The 19,230-nt window shown below is 66.3% G+C and carries 11 protein-coding genes and 3 pseudogenes; 9 read left to right on the top strand and 5 right to left on the bottom strand.

Annotated features, from left to right (window positions below; all coding sequences use genetic code 11):
* Position 1: 1 nt before the first annotated feature.
* The 7 genes from gyrB (at position 2) to GXY35_06650 (ending at position 12,342) form a co-directional block, all read left to right on the top strand.
* Positions 2 to 2,413, top strand: a complete 2,412-nt coding sequence (gene gyrB, locus GXY35_06620) for a DNA topoisomerase (ATP-hydrolyzing) subunit B (GenBank protein ID NLW94250.1) — start codon at positions 2 to 4, stop codon at positions 2,411 to 2,413.
* A 64-nt stretch (positions 2,414 to 2,477) separates the two neighbouring features.
* On the top strand, positions 2,478 to 5,012 hold the full coding sequence (gene gyrA / locus GXY35_06625) for a DNA gyrase subunit A (GenBank protein NLW94251.1): 2,535 nt from the start codon (positions 2,478 to 2,480) through the stop codon (positions 5,010 to 5,012).
* A gap of 70 nt (positions 5,013 to 5,082) precedes the next feature.
* Complete coding sequence (gene serS, locus GXY35_06630) at positions 5,083 to 6,357, top strand: serine--tRNA ligase (protein NLW94252.1); 1,275 nt, start codon at positions 5,083 to 5,085, stop codon at positions 6,355 to 6,357.
* Positions 6,358 to 6,381: 24 nt separating this feature from the next.
* Positions 6,382 to 7,242, top strand: coding sequence for a zinc-dependent peptidase (locus tag GXY35_06635; GenBank protein ID NLW94253.1), 861 nt, complete (start codon positions 6,382 to 6,384; stop codon positions 7,240 to 7,242).
* 55 nt (positions 7,243 to 7,297) lie between these two features.
* Positions 7,298 to 8,677 (top strand): hypothetical protein, encoded by a 1,380-nt coding sequence (locus tag GXY35_06640; protein NLW94254.1) that lies wholly within the window; start codon positions 7,298 to 7,300, stop codon positions 8,675 to 8,677.
* Positions 8,674 to 11,841, top strand: coding sequence for a cyclic nucleotide-binding domain-containing protein (locus GXY35_06645; protein ID NLW94255.1), 3,168 nt, complete (start codon positions 8,674 to 8,676; stop codon positions 11,839 to 11,841). The genes GXY35_06640 and GXY35_06645 overlap by 4 nt, the downstream gene beginning before the upstream one ends.
* A gap of 51 nt (positions 11,842 to 11,892) precedes the next feature.
* Positions 11,893 to 12,342 carry a hypothetical protein gene (locus GXY35_06650; GenBank protein NLW94256.1) on the top strand — a complete coding sequence of 150 codons (450 nt, stop codon included), beginning with the start codon at positions 11,893 to 11,895 and terminating at the stop codon, positions 12,340 to 12,342.
* Positions 12,343 to 12,515: 173 nt separating this feature from the next.
* Here the strand turns inward: GXY35_06650 and GXY35_06655 are convergent, their stop codons facing one another.
* Positions 12,516 to 13,130: a hypothetical protein gene (locus GXY35_06655; GenBank protein ID NLW94257.1), complete on the bottom strand. Its 615-nt coding sequence runs from the start codon at positions 13,128 to 13,130 to the stop codon at positions 12,516 to 12,518.
* A gap of 411 nt (positions 13,131 to 13,541) precedes the next feature.
* On the opposite strand from GXY35_06655, the gene GXY35_06660 reads away from it, so the two are divergent.
* Positions 13,542 to 14,453 carry a hypothetical protein gene (locus GXY35_06660; protein NLW94258.1) on the top strand — a complete coding sequence of 304 codons (912 nt, stop codon included), beginning with the start codon at positions 13,542 to 13,544 and terminating at the stop codon, positions 14,451 to 14,453.
* 572 nt (positions 14,454 to 15,025) lie between these two features.
* Here the strand turns inward: GXY35_06660 and GXY35_06665 are convergent.
* The 3 pseudogenes from GXY35_06665 to GXY35_06675 form a co-directional block, all read right to left on the bottom strand.
* A pseudogene (locus GXY35_06665) lies at positions 15,026 to 15,205 on the bottom strand (hypothetical protein).
* 132 nt (positions 15,206 to 15,337) lie between these two features.
* Positions 15,338 to 16,099, bottom strand: a pseudogene (locus GXY35_06670) (PQQ-like beta-propeller repeat protein).
* A 6-nt stretch (positions 16,100 to 16,105) separates the two neighbouring features.
* Positions 16,106 to 16,228 (bottom strand): annotated as a pseudogene (locus GXY35_06675) (hypothetical protein).
* A 421-nt stretch (positions 16,229 to 16,649) separates the two neighbouring features.
* Between GXY35_06675 and GXY35_06680 the strand changes: the two are divergent.
* Positions 16,650 to 18,215 (top strand): hypothetical protein, encoded by a 1,566-nt coding sequence (locus tag GXY35_06680; protein NLW94259.1) that lies wholly within the window; start codon positions 16,650 to 16,652, stop codon positions 18,213 to 18,215.
* Positions 18,216 to 18,794: 579 nt separating this feature from the next.
* On the opposite strand, the gene GXY35_06685 is transcribed toward GXY35_06680, so the two are convergent.
* A complete protein-coding gene (locus GXY35_06685; protein NLW94260.1) occupies positions 18,795 to 19,058 on the bottom strand; it encodes an IS110 family transposase in 264 nt (87 codons plus the stop codon).
* Positions 19,059 to 19,230: the final 172 nt, after the last annotated feature.

Raw genomic sequence — 19,230 nt, forward strand, 5'->3', positions numbered from 1 at the left:
GATGCCCAGGTACGACGCGAGAACGATCACGGTGCTCGACGGCATCGAGGCGGTGCGCAAGCGCCCCGCGATGTACATCGGGGACACCGGCCACCGGGGGCTCCACCACCTGGTCTACGAGGTGGTGGACAACTCGATCGACGAGGCGATGGCGGGCTACTGCAAGAAGATCGACGTGGTCATCCATGTCGACGGCTCCGTCACGGTGATCGACGACGGGCGCGGCATCCCGGTGGACGAGCACGCGACCGAGCACAAGCCCGCCCTGGAGGTCGTGCTCACGACGCTCCACGCCGGGGGCAAGTTCGACCACACCGCGTACAAGGTCTCGGGGGGGTTGCACGGCGTCGGCGTCTCCTGCGTCAACGCCCTGAGCGAGTGGCTCGAGGCGGAGGTGAGACGGGACGGGCAGATCCACAGCCAGAAGTTCCAGCGCGGCAAGACCGCCTCGCGGATCCAGGTGATCGGCAAGAGCTCCAAGACCGGCACCAAGATCACCTTCAAGCCGGACGGCAAGATCTTCCCGGTCACCGACTACAACTTCGACACCCTCTCCATGCGCCTCCGGGAGCTCGCCTTCCTCAACGCGGGGATCGAGATCACCCTGAAGGACGAGCGGAGCGACAAGGAGGTCCGGTTCCAGTACGACGGCGGGATCGTCTCCTTCGTCCAGCACCTCAACGAGAACAAGACCTGCCTCCACAAGAGGGTCATCTACCTCCACAGCGAGAAGGAGGGGGTGGACGCGGAGATCGCCCTGCAGTACAACGACGGCTACGCGGAAACGCTCTTCTCCTACGCGAACAACATCGGCACGGTCGAGGGGGGGACGCACCTGAGCGGCTTCAAGTCGGCGCTCACCCGCACCATCAACGCCTACTCGCGGGAGAAGAATATCGCCAAGGACGACGACAAGGCGATGAGCGGCGAGGATATCCGCGAGGGGCTGACCGCGATCATCAGCGTCAAGATCCACGACCCCCAGTTCGAGGGGCAGACCAAGACCAAGCTCGGAAACGGCGAGGTCGAGGGGATCGTCGCCTCGATCGTGAACGAGGGGCTCGCCGAGTTCTTCGAGGAGAACCCGTCCGAGGCCCGGAAGATCGTCGACAAGTGCGTCACCGCCGCCCGGGCGCGCGAGGCGGCGCGGAAGGCGCGCGATCTCGCCCGGCGCAAGGGGGCGCTCGACACGCAGTCGCTCCCCGGCAAGCTCGCCGACTGTTCCGAGACCGACCCGTCGATCTGCGAGCTCTACCTGGTCGAGGGGGACTCGGCGGGCGGCTCCGCCAAGCAGGCGCGCGACCGAAGGTTCCAGGCGATCCTCCCGCTTCGCGGCAAGCTCATCAACGTGGAGAAGGCGCCGCTGGACAAGGTGCTCTCCAACGAGGAGATCGGGACGATGATCACCGCCATCGGCACGGGCATCGGCCTGGAGGATTTCGACCTCTCCCGCCTCCGCTACCACAAGATCGTGCTGATGTGCGACGCCGACATCGACGGGAGCCACATCCGCACCCTCCTCCTCACCTTCCTCTTCAGGCAGATGCGGCCCCTGGTCGAGGCGGGGCACGTCTTCGTCGCCCAGCCGCCGCTCTACAAGGTGCGGCGCAGGAAGACGGAGCGCTACGTCGAGAGCGACCGGGAGATGAACGGGATACTCCTGGACCTCGGTTGCGAGGAGGCGCGCCTCGTGCGGCCGGAGGAGAAGAAGCCGATCGAGGGGGCGAAGCTGCGGGCGTCGATGGACCTGCTCGTCGAGGTCGAGTATCTCGCGGGGATCCTGCGCCGCAAGGGGATCAAGTTCGACGACTACCTCGCGGCGCGCGACCGCGCGGGCAACCGCCTCCCGGTCTACAAGGTGAAGGTGAACGGGGACGAACGGTACCTCTTCTCCGACGAGGAGCTCGCGAAGCTGACCGCCGAGGAGGAGCGGAAGCGCGGGCGCGAACTCGAGATCGTCGAGGGGGGAGGGGAGGGGGAGCGCGAGGTGCACGGCATCGAGGTGCTCGAGCTGTACGAGGCGCGCGAACTGTCGCGCGTCTTCGAGGGGCTTGCGAAGGCGGGGATGAACCCTGACCACCTCTGCCCCTCCAGGAAGACGGTCTACGAGCTCTCCGTCGGGGGGGACGGCGGGACGACGCGGGTGCACTCGCTCCTCGGCCTCCTGCACGCGGTGCGGGAGATCGGGAAGAAGGGGCTCACCATCCAGCGCTACAAGGGGCTCGGCGAGATGAACCCCGAGCAGCTCTGGGAGACCACGATGGACCCGGAGCGGAGGACGCTGCTGAAGGTGACGCTCGAGGACGCCGTGGCCGCGGACAGGATCTTCACCGTGCTGATGGGGAGCGAGGTCGAGCCGCGGCGCAGGTTCATCGAGGAGAACGCGTTGCACGTGCGGAATCTGGACGTCTGAGGACGGACGCCCGCCGGATTCGGCGGGAGGCCCCCCGGCGCGGGGCGGAGATGAGGTGGCGGAGATGACGATCGAGGGCGGGAAGGTGGTCCTTCGCGACATCGAAGAGGAGATGAAGGAGTCGTACACCTCCTACGCGATGAGCGTGATCATCTCCCGCGCGCTCCCGGACGCGCGCGACGGATTGAAGCCGTCGCAGCGGCGCATCCTCGTGGCGATGAACGACCTCAACCTCTCGCCCGGGGCCAAGCACCGCAAGTGCGCCAAGATCGCCGGCGACACCTCCGGCAACTACCACCCCCACGGCGAGCAGGTCATCTATCCGACCCTCGTGCGGATGGCGCAGGATTTCAGCACCCGGTACCCGCTCGTGCAGGGGCAGGGGAACTTCGGCTCGATCGACGGCGACCGGGCGGCCGCGATGCGCTACACGGAGGCGCGCCTCAGCCGCGCCTCGGCCGCGATGCTCGAGGACCTCGGGAAGCGGACCGTGGACTTCGTCTCGAACTACGACGAGACCCTCCAGGAGCCGGTCATCCTTCCGGGCCAGTTCCCCAACCTCCTCTGCAACGGCTCGCAGGGGATCGCGGTCGGGATGGCGACGAACATCCCGCCGCACAACCTTCGGGAGGTCGCGGCGGCGGTCACCCTCCTCATCGACAACCCGAACGCCCCGACGGGCGAGATCATGCGGGCGCTGCCCGGTCCCGATTTCCCGACCGGCGGCATCATCTACGGACGGGAGGGGATCGCGCGGGCGTACGCGACGGGGCGGGGGCATATCCAGCTCCGCGGCAGGGTGCGCTCGGAGACGCGCAAGGGGGGGAAGGAGTCGCTCGTCATCAGCGAGATCCCGTACATGGTCAGCAAGAAGGGCCTGATCGAGACGATCGTGCAGCTCGTCAAGGGGAAGTCGATCGAGGGGATCAGCGACATCCGCGACGAGTCCGACAAGGAGGGGATGCGGATCGTCATCGACCTCAAGCGCGGCGAAGAGGCCCAGATCGTCCTCAACCAGCTCTACAAGCACACCACCCTCCAGACCACCTACGGGATCATCCTGCTCGCCCTCGACAAGGGGCGGCCGCGGGTGATGGGGGTGCGGCAGCTCATCTCCTGCTTCATAGAGCATCGCAAGGAGGTGATCGTCCGCAGGACGCGCTTCGATCTCGCGCAGGCGGAGGCGCGGGCGCACATCCTCGAGGGGTTCAAGATCGCCCTGGCGCACATCGACGAGGTCATCAAGATCATCAAGGCGTCGAAGGACCGCGCCGGGGCGAAGGCGGGCCTGCTGAAGCGGTTCCCCCTGAGCGAGGTGCAGGTGAACGCCATCCTCGACCTGCGGCTCTACCAGCTCACCGGCCTCGAGATCGACAAGATCGAGAAGGAGTACGTCGAGCTCGTCAAGCGGATCGCCTACCTCCGCGGCATCCTCGAGAGCGAGCGGAAGGTGCTGGACCTGATCGTCGCGGAGCTCGGCGAGCTCGCCGACGCCATCGGCGACGGGCGGCGGACCGAGATCGTGGACGCGGGGGTGGAGCTGAAGATCGAGGATCTGATCGCCGACGAGGCCTCCCTCATCACCATCACGCGCGGCGGCTACATCAAGCGCGTGGCGACCGCCGCCTACCGGGCGCAGCGCCGCGGCGGGAAGGGGGTCACGGGGATCGAGACCAAGGAGGAGGATTTCGTCGAGCACCTGTTCAGCGTCTCCACGCACGACTACCTGCTCTTCTTCACCGAGCGGGGGAACCTGCACTGGCTCAAGGCGTACGAGATCCCCGAGGGGACCCGTCAGGCGAAGGGGAAGTCGATCGCGAACCTCTTGCGCATCCCCGCCGACGATCACGTGGCGGCCCTCCTGCGCGTGCGCGAGTTCACGGAGGGGCGCGCCATCGTGATGGCCACTGAGCGGGGGGTGGTCAAGAAGACGGCGCTCACGGCGTTCTCGCACCCGCGGAAAGGCGGCATCATCGCCATCGGCGTCGACGAGGGGGACCGTCTCACGCATGTCAAGCTCACCGAGGGGCACCACGAGGTCATCCTCGTCACCAGCGAGGGGAAGTCGATACGCTTCGCGGAGGAGGACGTGCGCGAGATGGGCAGGGGCGCGCGCGGGGTCCGGGGAATCACGCTCGGGAAGGGGGACCGCGTGGTGGATATGGAGATCGTGGACGAGAGCTCCGCGATCCTCGTCATATCCGAAAGAGGGTACGGGAAGCGCACCGGGTTCTCCGAGTTCAGGAAGCAGTCCCGGGGCGGAAAGGGCGTGATCTGCATGCGGACCGGGGAGCGCAACGGCCGGGTCGTGGGGGCGATCAGCGTGCGCGAGGACGACGAGATCATGCTCACCACCGCGTTCGGCAAGATGGTGCGCACCCCGGTGAAGGGGATCTCCGTCATCGGGCGCGCCACCCAGGGGGTTCGTGTCCACGCCCTCGACGAAGGGGACCGCGTCGTCTCCGTCGCCAAGGTCATTCCCGAGACGAACGGGGTGGAGGATCAGAACGGCGGGCGCCGGGAGGCGGAGGGCCCCGCCGCCCCGGCGGAGACGCCCGCCGACGGCCCGGGCGGCGGGGGCGATTCGCCCGAGACCTGAGACACGCGGGCGCATACTCGGGGCGATGCCGGTCCCGGCCTCTCCGCGCGCCTAAGGACGCGACCAGACCATGCTCGACATCAAACTGATCCGCAAGGACCCCGCGGCCGTGAAGGCCGCCCTCGCGCGACGCGGCGGCGCCGCCGCGATAGACGACCTCCTGCGCCTCGACGCCGAGCGCAGGCAGTGCGTGGCGGCGGTGGAGGCGCTCAAGAGCCGCAAGAACCTCGTCTCCAAGGAGGTAGGAAAAGCGAAGGCGGTGGGGAAGGAGGCCTCCGAGGCCATCGCTGAGATGAAGCAGGTTTCCGACAAAATCCGGGACTATGACCTCAAGGTGGGGGATATAGACTCCAGGATGGAAGACCTGATGCTCCGGATCCCAAATATCCCCGATATCTCCACGCCCGATGGAGCGAGTAGCAACGATAATGTGATTGTCAAGCAAATAGGGGAGTTGCCCCGATTCGATTTTGAGCCGTTGCCGCACTGGGAGATAGGGGAACGCCTGGGGATACTCGATTTCGCCTCCGGGTCGCTGCTGAGCGGATCGAACTTTCCCGTCTACAAGGGGCTTGGCGCCCGTCTCGAGCGCGCGCTCTGGTCGTGGATGCTGGATCTGCACGTGCGGGAGCACGGCTACACGGAGGTGAGCCCGCCGTACCTCGTGAAACGCGAATGCATGACGGGGACCGGCCAGCTCCCCAAGCTCGAGGGCGACATGTACCTGTGCGGCGAGGACGACCTGTTCCTCGTGCCCACCGCGGAGGTGCCGCTCGTGAATCTCCACCGGGGTCGGATCCTCGACGAGCGCGCCCTCCCGCTGAGCTACGTCGCCTACTCCCCGTGCTTCAGGCGCGAGGCCGGCTCCTACGGGAAGGAGACGCGCGGGCTGATGCGCGTGCACCAGTTCGACAAGGTGGAGATGGTTAAAATCACGCGCCCCGAGGAGTCGCTCGCGGCGCTCGATGCGATGCTTCGCCACGCGGAGGAGGTGCTCGAGGCCCTCGGCCTTCCGTACCGGGTTCTCGCGCTCTGCGCCGGGGAGATAAGCTTCGCCTCCGCCAAGACGTACGACATCGAGGTCTGGGCGGCGGGGGTGCGGAGGTGGCTCGAGGTCGCCTCGATCAGCACCTGCGGGGACTTCCAGGCGCGGCGCGCGGGGATCCGCGTCCGGCTCAAGGAGGGGAAAGGGACCTTCCACCCCCACACGCTCAACGGCTCCGGCGTGGCGCTGGCGCGGACCTTCCTCGCGCTGCTGGAAAATTTCCAGACCGCCGACGGCCTGGTCGCCGTCCCGGAGGCGCTCGCCCCGTACATGGGCGGCGCGAAGGTCATAGGCGCGTAGGGGAACGGGGGCGCGGCGCGGGGAATGCGGATCATCAGGCGGGCCGACATCGCGCTGCACGGCGCGTGCGCGGCGGGGGTGGCGCTGCTCGCCGCCCTGTTCGCGGCGCCGTTCGGGCGCCCGGTCGGGGGCCTCCTCGCCTTCTCGGCGTTCCTCGCCTATGCCGCGGCCGCGCTGCGCCGCCCGTTCAGGCGGGCCCGGCTGGCGCAGGCGGAATTCCCCGCGGCGTGGCGGGAGATCCTCAGGCGGGAGGTGCGGTACTACCGGGGGCTGGACGCGCCGGGGCGCGCCCGCTTCGAGCGCGACCTGCGCTGGTTTCTCGACGAGCGGACGATCGAGGGCGTGGACGGCGTGCGCGTCACCGACGAGCTGCGGCTGCTCGTCGCGGCGGGGGCGGCGGTCCTCCTCCACGGGCGGCCCGACTGGGAGCTGCCGCCCGGACATGCGATCCTGCTCTACCCGCGCGCGTTCGACGAAGAGTTCAGGTGCGCGCCGCGCGGGCCGCTGGACGGTCAGGCGCATGGACAGGGGCCGGTCATCCTCGCGCGCGGCGCGGTGCGGGAGGGATGGCGGGATCCGGCGGGCGCGGGCAACGTGGTCCTCCACGAGTTCGCGCACCTGCTGGACATGAAGGGCGGCGTTTCAGACGGCGTGCCCCGGGAAATGCCGCGGGCGGAGGTGTGCGGCTGGCTCGCCCTCGCCGAGGCGGAGATGGATAAGGCGGCGCGGGGGCGGTCGCTGTTGCGGCCGTACGCCGCGGAGAACCCGGCCGAGTTCTTCGCCGTGGCGGTGGAGTGCTTCTTCGGGAAACCGCGCCTCCTCCGGGCGCGCCACCCCGCGCTCTACGCCGCGCTCGCCCGGTTCTTCAACCAGGAGCCGCGGTAGGGGCGGAGCCGCGCCGTTGCGCCGCGATCCGCCCCTCGCAGAGGAGAACCATCGGATGACGCGACGTCTGTGGGCCGTGCTGCTGTGCGCGTGCTGCATCCCGGCGGCGACGCTCCCCGCCGCCGCGGCGGAAGGCGAGGCGCGCATCGCCGACGTCCTGAACCGGGTGGCGGAGTGGGCGCGGGTGCGGGAGGAGCTCTCCCTCGCGGGCGACCGGGCCCGGCGGGCCGAGCTCCGCGAGACAATCGAGAGGCTGGAGGAGGCCCTCGTCCGCGACAACGTCGACTACGAGAGTTTCATGGGCGTGCGGGGGCGCTGCGAGGACATCCATGGCGACTGGTTCTTCGACGGCGCCTGGATATCCAACAGCGTCTACTGGAGGGTGCTGCGCCTCTTCAACGCGCCCCGGAACATCCGGCGCATGGTCGGCTTCCCGAAGCGCGCCTCCAACGCCCGCGAGGGCGGGGGGGTGCCCGACTCCGCCTTCTTCTTCAACCGCCGCATCGCCTCGATCACGCCCCAATCCCTCGCCGAGGAGGATGCGCGCATACGGCCGCGGGGCGCCGTCAAGATCACCCGCAAGAAGGAGGAGGGGAAGTCGAAGGGCTTCTACGGGATGGACGACCGCGGGTTCGAGTATATCTTCATCGTCGACCCTCCGGGGATGGAGGAGCAGGTGACCGCCGCGGAGGTCATCGGCTCGACGCTGGTCCGGATGGCGGGCTACAATATCGCCTCGAGCGCCATCGTCACCATCTCCGGCACCGGGAATCCGGAGTTCGACGGCCGCCGGGCGGTCGCGACGCGGCTCGTCGAGGGCTACAAGGGGCACTGGACCTACCGCGCATTCAAGGATCGCCGCGAGATGCGCGCGTCGATGCTCTTCGCCGCCTGGCTCCACAACACCGACTGGGTGGACCACAACACCGGCGTCAGCGTGAACAAGGTCGGGGGCGTCCCGCTGACGCGCTACTTCGTCTTCGACTTCGGCGGCTCGCTCGGCTCCTGGAACATCCGCATCAAGGAGCCGAGGGACGGCTGGGAGCACTACGCGAGCTTCCACGAGTTCTTCCTCTGGCCGGTCGCCCGGCCGCTCGAGCTGGCCGGGCTCCTGCGCAGGCCGTACCCGGGGAAGGCGGCGCCGTACAGCGAGGCGGTCGGCTACTTCGACAGCAACTTCCGCCCAAACTGGTACCGGCCCAACTATCCGAACCTGGCCTGGGCCGAGATGACGCGCGAGGACGCGCTCTGGGCCGCGGACCTCATCGCCCGGTACAGCGACGCGCAGGTGCGGGCGGCGGTGGATCTTGCCTGCTACTCGCGCGCCGAGGACGCCGACTACGTCTACCGGACGCTGCTGGAGCGCCGGAAGAGGATCCTCGACTTTTACGGGGTGAAGCCGCAACGCGCCGACGCAACCACCGCGCCTGAATGAGCCGATCGCTGGAGAGGATCCTGAAGGTCCGCCGGCAGGAGCAGCCGCTGCTCCTGCTGATGGTCGGGACCATCGCCCTCTTCCAGTTCTGCCAGATCATCAACGAGAACTTCTCCGAGACGGTGTTCCTCAAGCGCCTCGGCGTCGCGCACCTGCCCACGACCTACTTCCTCAACTCCCTCGTCTTCCTCGCCCTCGTCTTCGCCATCAACCCGGTCGTGGACCGGACCGCGCGGACCCGCCTCGTCTCCGATCTCCTCCTCGTCTTCGCGGGGGTGCTCGTCGCGCTCCGGCTCCTCGTGTTGTCGGGCCTCCCCCTCGCGTACCCGGTCGTCTACATCGTCGTCAAGCAGATGAAGTACCTCTTCTTCATCGTCTTCTGGACGCTCGCGAGCGACATCTACTCCACGCGCAAGGCGCGGCGCCTCTTCCCCCTCATCGGCGGCGGGGCCGTCATCGGGACGATCGCGGGGAGTCTGTCGAGCGGGTGGGTCAGGGCGGTCGCCGGGATCGACAACGTGGTCCTCTTCACCGGCGCCGGGATGCTCGTCTCGTGGCTCCTCATCGGCCTCGGGAAACGTCAGGTGAGCCGGCTCTCCCCCGTCGCATTCTCCCCCTCCGGAACGGCGACGATCGCCTCGCTGGGCAGGTTCGTCCGGCGCGAGATCTTCGGGCGGCGCGGCGGTTCGCTGCTCAACTACCTGATCCTCCTCGCCCTCCTCCCCGGCATCGTCGGGCCGATCTACGACTACGTCTTCAACTACCTCGCCGACAGGACGTACCAGTCCGAGGCGGCGCTCTTCGGCTTCTTCGGCCTCTTCAAAGGGTCGTTCAACATCCTCATCCTCGCCTGCCAGGTGACGGCCGCGGGCGCCGTCTTCCGCCGGCATGGCATCGTCAACGTCCTCCTCTCCTTCCCCGCCGGCTACCTGTTCGCCTTCGGGGGGCTCCTCGCGAGCTTCCGGATCTCCGCCGCCGCGGCGGGCCGCGCCGGGCTCGAGGCGATCGACGCCGCCTTCTACAAGCCCGGCTGCCAGATGCTCTACAACATCATCCCCGCGCAGCTCCGCGGCCGGGTGGCGGCCCTCGTGCAGGGGGCGGTGCGGCGGGTCGGCGAGCTCGCCGGCAGCGGGCTCCTCTGGGTCCTCAAGTCGCACCTCTCCCCGCTCCAGCTGAATGTCGTGGGGCCGGTCTTTGCCCTCGCCTGGCTCTGGTGCACCTGGCGCCTTCGCCGCTCCTACTCCGACATCCTCTACCGCTCCCTGAGCGAGAAGCACGTGAACTTCGCGGAGCTGGAGGGCCGGGACCTGCGCTCCCTGATGTCGGCGCAGGCGCGCGCGGCGCTGGAGAAGAACCTAGACGCGGCGCGGCCCGCGACCGCCCTGATGGCGGCCCGCCTGTTGAGCCGGTCCGGTGTCGCGGGGTGGAGAACGCTCGTCGGCGCGCGCCTCGCGGGGAGGCGGCCCGAGACGCAGGCGGAGATGCTGCGCATCGTCTCGACCGGCCCGCCCGACGAGGCGGCGAAGGCGCTCCTCGGAGCGGCGGCCGCCGTGCACCCGTCCGTCCTCCCGGAGCTCGCCGCCCTGCTGAGGAGGACGGCCCCCGTCGACGGCGCGGGCCTCTTCAGGAAGTGGCGCTCGAGCCCGGACGCCCGCCTCGCCGCGGAGGCGCTCCTCGGCCTCGGGGCGCCGGACGCGGAATGGGGCATGCAGCGGCTCGATTCGAAGGAGCCGGGCGTCGCGGCCGCCGCCGTCTATTTCCTCGGGGAGGCGGGGTGCCGCGGCTGCCTCGAGCGCATCGCCGCCCTCGCCGGATCGGAGGCGCCGGAGCTGCGCGCCGCCTGCGCGGCCGCGCTAGGAAAACTCGGCCTCCCGCGTTCCTCGGAGCGGTGGCGCCTCCTTCAGGCCGATGCGGACCCGCGGGTGCGGCTGAAGGCGCTCGAGGGGCTCGCGGCGCTCAAGGATCCCGCGACGGTGCGGAACGCCGTCGAGGCGCTCGGCGACGAGGACGGGGCGGTGCGCGAGGGGGCGCGGGCGCTCATCGCGGGCCACGGCGAGGCGGCGATACCGCTCCTCACGGAGGCGCTGCCTCGGGCGGGGGTATTCACCCGGACGGCGCTGATGGCGATGCTCGACGATCTGGGGGTCAAGGAGCAGACGCTCCTCTCCTTCATCGACGCGAAGGTCGAGGAGGGGTACCGCGCGGTCGCGATGTTGCGCTGCGCGGAGGAGATCCCGCCCGGGCGCTCGCGCGAGGTGCTGTCGCTCCTCTGCCGCAACCGGCTGAGCGACGCGACGTACGAGGTGTTCAGGGCGCTGGGGATGCTCCTGAAGGGCGGGCAGGTGCAGTTCATACAGGAGAGCTACGACGACCGCGACGAGTCGGTGCGGGAGCAGGCGCTCGAGGCGCTCGAGAACGCCCTCACCCCGGAGATCGCGCGGAAGCTGTTGCCGCTTCTGGAGGATCTGCCGATCGATCTCAAGCTCGCGGCCGGGGAGCGGCACTACCGGCTGGGGGCGGCGACCATCGGGGGGATCCTCGGGGAGATGCTCGGTTCGCCGCACGGGGCCGACGCGCTCTGCGGGCTGATGTGCGTCGGGGAGGCGTGCCGGAGGGGGAGGCCGCCCGCGGCGACCGCCCTCCGCGAGACGGCGGAACGGCGCATCGCGGCGCTGAAGATCCAGGGAGGAAAGGCCGTGGAAGACCTGATGGAGAAGGTGCTGACGTTCAAGGGGGTGCCGATCTTCGCGCACCTCCAGTTCAAGGAGCTGCTCGCCATCGCCTCGATCGCGCGCGAGGAGACGTTCGATCCCGGCGACCGCATCATACGCCAGGGGGAGCGGGGCCACGCGATGTACCTGATCGTCTCCGGGAAGGTGCGCATCCTCTCGCACGCGGAGGGGGACGCGAAGGAGGTCCAGCTCGCCGCGCTCGGCGAGAACGACTACTTCGGCGAGATGGCGCTCTTCGACGACTCGCCGCGCTCGGCCACCGCGGTCGCCGACGGGCCGGTCACGGCCCTGAAGATCGAAAAGCGCGAATTCCGGGACATGCTCCGGGAGTACCCGGGCGTCTCGATCATGATCTGCGAGGAGTTCTGCCGCCGCCTGCGCCGCACCATCGGAAAGGTGGGCATCCGGGGTCAACTATCGTCTAATGACTGAGATGGGGCGGGTGGTCTGCTCGGGTCATGGCATGGGCACCGCGGATCGAAGATGCGGAAATCCGGCGCCACGCGACGAGCCGCGGGAACGAGCGGAGGGAGGTACTTCAGGGCGATGAGCGGTCAGTTCACGGTTCTGGAGAAGCGGGCGGGGTACACCAATGCGAACAGCCTGCGGTTGTATGCACAGTTCCGCGAGGGCACGCTGTATCCGGTCGATGCGGACAAGTACGGCCGCTGGGCCCGCCGGGCAGGGCAAGACGGCTATCCGATCTATCTGCCCCGGGGCTTGGACAGCATCGTGATGAAGAAGACCGCCCGCACGAGCGGCCTTCTCGCGCAACTGAAAGACGGCGATAAGATACCCGTCACCGGGAAGCTCCGGGAATCCCGTTACGCAAAAGACACGAGGGAACTCAGGGGCTTCGTCCACGTCGCCGAGGGGATAGAGCGCGGATGGGGACAGGATGATCAGGGGATACAACCCGACGGCGCCGATTGAGCGCGAATAACCGGATATCGATACGCTTCAGGGTAGGGGGGCTGTGGGTAGTTTACCCTGACACTTGCGCAAGTCGAGGTTTGATCCCGCTTTTTTTCTCGAGCATTTTCATTGAACAATAGTACAACGTTTGCGTCATCACCGGCGTTCGATCGACTCCGCCGATCGATTTTCTAGTCCGTCATCCATCCGTATTCGAGCACACCCGCCAAGCCATAATATTTCGCGCTCCCCTGAGCGCTGTCGAAATAGAACCATCGCGGCCAGGGCGGATAAAAGATCCCCTCTATCCACGTTTTTGTTCCGGCACTCTCGGGCCCGAAAGATACGTAGATGTCTGTCAAAAGATTGGCTGCGCACGCCAGAACGGTCAAGGAGGGATCGTAGTATGTCGAGCCGTCTGCCCCCACGTACAGCTTGATATCGCCGCCATGTATCTCCGGCAGATAGATGTTCCGCCAATCGCCGGAATCAATTTTAATCGTCAGGTAATCGCCGGCCTGGACGGCTATATCCTCGGAATCGCGCCCCACCCACAGACCCACCGGAGCGGGCGCGTAGCTGTTCAAGTCGGTGAAGTCGTTGGGGTTGTCATTTACAGAGCCGAGGCGAGACCCGGAGATGTCGCTTGCCAGCCCCAGGATGAAGAACCATCCGCCGTCTATGCTCGAGCGCGTGATGGAGATCTGCATGTAGGAGACGTCCCCCGCCACGAGGGGGTCGCTCTGGGCCGATGAAAAAGAGGCAACTGCATGCAGCACGCAAAGCACAGCGATCAGCTTTTTCATGCCTCCCCTCCTCTGTGCTGATCCAGCCGCTCCCGTCAACGACCCTGCCGCCTTCGGCGCGGCGGCCGCACATGGGCCTCCGCGACATGCACCGGGCATAGACGGCTTGCGTCTATTGCATGCAGCTCAAAATCGTCAAAGAGCCGATATACCCTCCTGGATCAATGGTAACTACTTACCGGGGGATGTCAATCACCCCACGGGGGACATTTTTAGGGGGTGGTTTGACGAGGTTGAAGATCGGGTTTCGACCAGCACGGGGCACTTATACGGGGGGCGGTTCAGGGCGGCGGCGGACGAGCGGCGGCAGGAGTCGATCCGGTGTCCGCGCCTGAACCCGGTGCGGCTGCAGAGGCGCACGGAGTTGTGGATCGACTGAAAAACAACGGTTTGGCGCGTAGGTCGGAGACGATGCGGGAGCAGCTCAGTAAATTGCACAGGGCTGAATTCGATTCGCACAGCTCCAATCCGCTGAAAAACGATAGATCCATCCGGATCTATGCCAACCCGCTGCCGGCGGATGGCACTCACCCCAAGGGGGGCATTGCGAGGGGATGGTTTGACGAGGCCGAAGACCAGGCCTCGACTATTACGGGGCACTTATACGGGGGGCGGTTCAAGGCGGTGGTGGTGGAGGCGGACGAGTATCTAAAGGAGTTGTCACGGTATTTGCATTTGAACCCGGTGCGACTGAAGAAGTACAAAGAATTGCCGATCGAGGAGAAGGCGAAGCTACTCAAGGAGTATCGCTGGAGCAGCCTGCGCGGCTATATGGGTTTGGGGAAACGGGATTCATTTGTGCTGTATGATACGGTATTGGGCTACATGGGCGGAGAGACGAAGGAAGGGGCGAGGCGGTATGGCGACTTCGTGCTATCCGGGTTGGGTACGGTGATGAAGAACCCTCTTGCGGATTCGCGGGCGGGAGCGGTGTTGGGGACGGAGAGTTTCATTGAATGGATCAGGAAGACCTTTGTCGACGGACGGAAATGGACTCGAAAGGAACAACCGCAGGTGAAACCGCTTAGGGGCGTGATTCCCGTGGAGGAGATCGCGCAGGCGGTGGGAGAGGAGTATGGAGTCAAACCCGCAGAAAATTTCAAAGTGCGTTCGCCGCATCGGGAGGCGCGGCGAGTACTGCTTGAGATGAGTTATCGGTTGAACACGAACTATCTACCTCTTCAGAAATTGGGGGATGAATTGGGGGGGATTGGAGGAGCTGCGATAACAAACAACCACATGCGTCTTCAGCAACAGATGTCGGATGATGCAAGATTAACCAGACGCGTGGAAAAGATCCACCGCAAGCTTTTTAGTGTATAGTAAAGGTCTAACCCCGAAGGCACGCCCCGAAGGTACGCGCGCCGATCACGGGACGGGGCGACGCGTTCATGGAGGCGGCGAAGACGTTCACGATCCGGTGACGGTCCGCTGGTCATGCATGCGGGCGGCGTGGACGCGAGGCCCGTGATACCGACAGGGTGGTCTCCGGCTGCCTCGCCCGCGCGTCACTTCGCGAACACGAACCCCGTCCGCGCCACGTTGCTCAAACGGCTGTCCTCGTCCAACGGGTCGGCCCCGCTCGCGCACAGCCCCCCGAGCCACTCGTACCGCCCCGCCGCCCACGTCTTGTCCGGCCTCATCCAGACCGCCGTGCCCCAGACGCTCCCGGGGGAGACCCGCATCCCCCTCACCATCGGCACCACCCTGTCCGAGAACGCGTTGTTCCCCACGTACCATCGCAGCCCGCGCGGCCCCGCGAGCGCGATATAGACGTCCGCCAGCATCCCCTGCGCCGCGTTCGTCGTGAGCGAGTAGTACAGTACCATCGGCTCGCCCGCGCGGAACGTCCGAGCGTTCATCCACAGCCCCGCGGTCGCGAAGGCGGGGACGGCGGTCGGCGTGAACGTCGGCGTGTGCGTCGGCGTCTGCGTCGGTGTATGCGTCGGAGTGAACGTCGGGGTGAACGTCGGGGTCTCCGTCGGCGTCTCCGTAGGCGTATGGGTCGGCGTGGGCGTCTCCGTCGGCGTATGCGTCGGCGTCGCCGTCGGGGTATGCGTCGGCGTTTCTGTCGGAGCCGCCTGCTTTATGCAGTAAAGGTTGCAGTCATGGGACCCGACATACACCCTCCCGTCGCTCCCTAGCGCGGGGGAGGAGGACACAAAGGCCTCTATGCCATAGCTCCACCCGAGCGTGCCGTCGGAATTCACGGCGTAGAGGTTGCTATCGTAGGACCCGAAATACACCCTCCCGTCGCTCCCCAGCGCGGGGGAGGAGGACACATCGTCCTCCGTGCCATAGCTCCACGCGAGCGTGCCGTCGGAATTCACGGCGTAGAGGTTGTTATCGTCGGACCCGAAATACACCCTCCCGTCGCTCCCCAGCGCGGGGGAGGAGTACACAACGTCCTCTATGCCATAGCTCCACGCGAGCGTGCCGTCGGAATTCAGGGCGTAGAGGTTGTTATCGTAGGACCCGACATACACCCTCCCGTCACTCCCCAGCGCGGGGGAGGAGGACACATCGTTCTCCGTGCCATAGCTCCACGCGAGCGTGCCGTCGGAATTCAGGGCGTAGAGGTTGTAATCGTCGGACCCGACATACACCCTCCCGTCGCTCCCCAGTGCGGGGGAGGAGGAATATGTCCCGTCCGCGGTGAGATAGCTCCACGCGAGCGTGCCGATGGAATTCAGGGCGTAGAGGCTGTTGTCGTAGGACCCGACATATACCTTCCCGTCGCTCCCCAGCGCAGGGGAGGATACCACACTGTCCCCCGTGCCAAAGCTCCACGCGAGCGTGCCGTCGGAATTCAGGGCGTAGAGGTTGTCATCCCAAGACCCCACATACAGCCTCCCGTCGCTCCCCAGTGCGGGGGAGGAGAAAATTCTCGATTCCGCAGCATAGCTCCACGCGAGCGTGCCGTCGGGATTCACGGCGTGGATGTTGTTATCGTAGGACCCGACATACACCCTCCCGTCGCTCCCCAGCGCGGGGGAGGATATCACATAGCCCCCCGTGCCATAGCTCCACGCGAGCGCGGGAATAGACGGCCCTTCATACACGCTCTGCCCCGTGTGCCCCGCGTCGCGGCGAAACATCGGCCACGGCGTGTCGGCGAGCTGGGCGTCCGTGGAAGACGCGAGCAATGACACACCGATGGCGAGCATCAGCGAGGCGGCAAACTTGGGCATAACTCCCTCCTATGGCATATGGCGAGCCGGTGATGCGTAGATTAACACCCTTTCGGGTGGCACACAACAGGTTTGGAGGGTATTGTAAGGTTTTGAGGGTTTGGAGGGCGATGTGTAATGGGTCAGTTATGGGGTGCATTGTTACCCCCCACCCCAACCCTCCCCCGCAAGGGGGAGGGGGATAATGAGCGAGCACCCCATAGCTGACCCTGGATCTGTTCCTTCTTCATCCTGAAATCCGGAAAAGTGGGGCAAGTCCTGGGGGATACGCATTGACATGGAGGGATGGTGTGGTATCCTAACCAGTGCATACAGAAAGGAGAATGTAATGAGCATTGGTATCCGTGCGTGCATCGTTCTCGCCGCCGTACTCGCGCTGACGCCCCATTATGCCGCCCACGCCACGCCATGGGCCGTCGTGGCGAACAGCGCGGAAGCCACCATCAGCACCATCGACCTTGGCACGACCCCGCCCACGCTGCACGGCCCGTTCCTGGCGGGCGAACTCGGCACGGATGACGGCGGCCTCTTCGACGTCGCGGTCGTCCCCAACAGCCCGTACATCCTCGTGACCAACTTCGGCGATGAGCTCCTGTTCCGCGTCGACGTCTCCGACCCGACCGCCCCGGTCGCCGCCGGGTCGATCGAGATCGGCTTCTCTGCGGAGGATGTCGCCGTCGCGCCGAACGGGAAGTTCGCCCTTGTCACGGACGGGGGCTATAAACACGAAGTGGCCGTCATCGACCTGGATACGTTCGCGCTTACGACCATTTCCACGCTGAAGGCGGGAGCCGCGCAGGCGGTGGCGATCGCACCCGACAACCAGACGGCCGTCTTCGTCGACTACTTTGCTCGCCTCATGGTCTTCGGGCTCGTCGACCCGGCGACCGGCATCGTGTCGGACTCGTCGCTCCCCACCGACGGCATGCCGCTCAACGTCGCGATCTCCCCCGACGGGCAGACCGCCATCGTGGCGAACTTCGGCAACACGGCGCCCCCGTCTCCGACGCTCGAGGCGCCGGCACCGATGAACGTCTACAGGATCACGGGTCCCGGAACGGTCGTGGAGGGGACGACCCCGATCGTGGAAGGCCTGCCGGGGTGTCAGCAGTCCGTCGCCTTCTCCCCGGACGGGAGCAGGGCGTACGTCGAAACCTGCACGTGGGCACCGTCGGGGACGCCCGTTCCCGAAGACGCCACCACGCAGCTCTCCTGGCTGAGCGTGACGGGGCCGGGGCAGGTGTCGCTCGGCGCGGCGGCAGCGGCGAACCTGTTGTCCAAGACGCACTACGCGTGGTTCGGCGTGGATACGCTGGCGGTGAGCGGGGACGGGAAGACCGCGCTCGCCACGAACACCTCCGGCAGTGATGCGGTTTCCAGCGTCTCCGCCGTCGATCTCTCCACGTGGAGCGTCAGCGCGATCGGGCCGGTCAGCACCGCACCGGCGGGGATCGCCATGCTGGCGACGCCGACCCCGACACTGACCCCGACACTGACCCCGACCCCGACCCAGACCCCGACGCCCATCCTCATGGGCGTAGCCAGCAGCAAGTCGCCGTCCGTCGGGGGGTCGTTTACCTTCTCAGCTATTTGCCAGCCCCTTAGCACGCCGTTCGACGCCTACGGCATCGTCCTTTCCCCGACGTGTGGCACGCAGTCCTTCAACCTGTCGGACCCGACGGAGCTCCGCCCCGGAGTGCAGCCGCTCGTCGCCGGTGTGCCGGGCCTCCCCACGACGTGGGAGGGGCTGCTGTACGGCCAGGCGGCGCTGCTCCCGTACACCCAGGGGCATACCTATACCTTCATCCTCGGACTTGTCCCGGCGGGGACGCCGCCGTCCAAGGAGAACGTCATCCCGGGATGTTACTGGGAGGGCCAGGTGGTCGTGAAGTAGGCGTCCTTCGAGTAGTGAGGTATTCTGCGCGGCCGTGGATCGCGATCCCCGGCCGCTTTTTTCTTCGCGTGGGGCTTCCGCGAAGCATCAGGGTCAGCCATCAAAGGCGCGGAGTCGATAGACATAATTCCTCCCTCTCGCGCAATACCACGGGATAAGCTATCTGCTCCGATCATACTAATCAGCATCCGTGACTCGGCTGCCATCCCGTCTCGAACCCGACTCCCTGCAATCATCAGGAATTAAGGCCCACGTCATATGGGACCGTTTCGTTCAGTCAGCCATCTGGTTCTCGTCATTCCGGCGGGAGGGCCGAGAAGGCCTCATCGCCGTGGGACATATCCCGCCCTTACGGGTCCAGCAAATCGTCGGTGCCGCGACGCGTTCAATAGGATTTCTCACATAATCGTGGTTCGCATGTTGTCCGCCGAGCGCACAACTGCTCCCAGCCCTTTGCCGACTCGCGTCGTGGTCGAAACGGAACATCATCCCATCCTCGGATACTGTGGGAGGCGGCGGGTCCCATTCACTTATGTCGGTTATGCCAAACCCTGATCCGGTTCACCGCCGCCGCCCGTTCTAGCCCACTAACTTCTTAGCGTCGAAAGTCACGCCGTCGCGTAGAATGAAGAAACAAACCTTGGCCAACGTAGTAGCCAGTGCCTTGATTGCCACCGCCCGGTTCGTCCGCTTCTCCTTGCGTTGATACCATGCACGTAGCTCCGGGCTAAACCGCACCGCATAAACCGCAGCCTCTACATATGCCCATGCAAGATATCGATTGCCGCTCTTGCGATTGCCTGCGCCCTTCTTGCGCTCATTGCTTGTGTGCTCGGCCTTCACTGCCCGACAATACGAGGCATAATTCCCAGGCTATGCAAACCGCTCGATCGGCCCAGTCTCCAGCAAGGCCATAGGGGGCTCCCCCGAGATTATCATGCGGCGTTGAGGAGTAAGGCCGCCGATAGGTGACTGAAGACTGGTGCGCTACAATCCAGTGCTTCGCGGATACTCA

This window comes from Chlamydiota bacterium, assembly GCA_012729785.1.
GTDB lineage: Bacteria > Auribacterota > Tritonobacteria > UBA1439 > UBA1439 > UBA1439.

Excerpts from the sequence above, each read along its gene's own strand:
- GXY35_06645 (NLW94255.1), top strand. The coding sequence starts at position 8,674 with ATGAGCCGATCGCTGGAGAGGATCCTGAAGGTCCGCCGGCAGGAGCAG.
- gyrA (NLW94251.1), top strand. The coding sequence starts at position 2,478 with ATGACGATCGAGGGCGGGAAGGTGGTCCTTCGCGACATCGAAGAGGAG.
- GXY35_06635 (NLW94253.1), top strand. The coding sequence starts at position 6,382 with ATGCGGATCATCAGGCGGGCCGACATCGCGCTGCACGGCGCGTGCGCG.
- GXY35_06660 (NLW94258.1), top strand. The coding sequence starts at position 13,542 with ATGCGGGAGCAGCTCAGTAAATTGCACAGGGCTGAATTCGATTCGCAC.
- GXY35_06680 (NLW94259.1), top strand. The coding sequence starts at position 16,650 with ATGAGCATTGGTATCCGTGCGTGCATCGTTCTCGCCGCCGTACTCGCG.
- GXY35_06640 (NLW94254.1), top strand. The coding sequence starts at position 7,298 with ATGACGCGACGTCTGTGGGCCGTGCTGCTGTGCGCGTGCTGCATCCCG.
- serS (NLW94252.1), top strand. The coding sequence starts at position 5,083 with ATGCTCGACATCAAACTGATCCGCAAGGACCCCGCGGCCGTGAAGGCC.
- gyrB (NLW94250.1), top strand. The coding sequence starts at position 2 with ATGCCCAGGTACGACGCGAGAACGATCACGGTGCTCGACGGCATCGAG.
- GXY35_06655 (NLW94257.1), bottom strand. The coding sequence starts at position 13,130 with ATGAAAAAGCTGATCGCTGTGCTTTGCGTGCTGCATGCAGTTGCCTCT.
- GXY35_06650 (NLW94256.1), top strand. The coding sequence starts at position 11,893 with ATGCGGAAATCCGGCGCCACGCGACGAGCCGCGGGAACGAGCGGAGGG.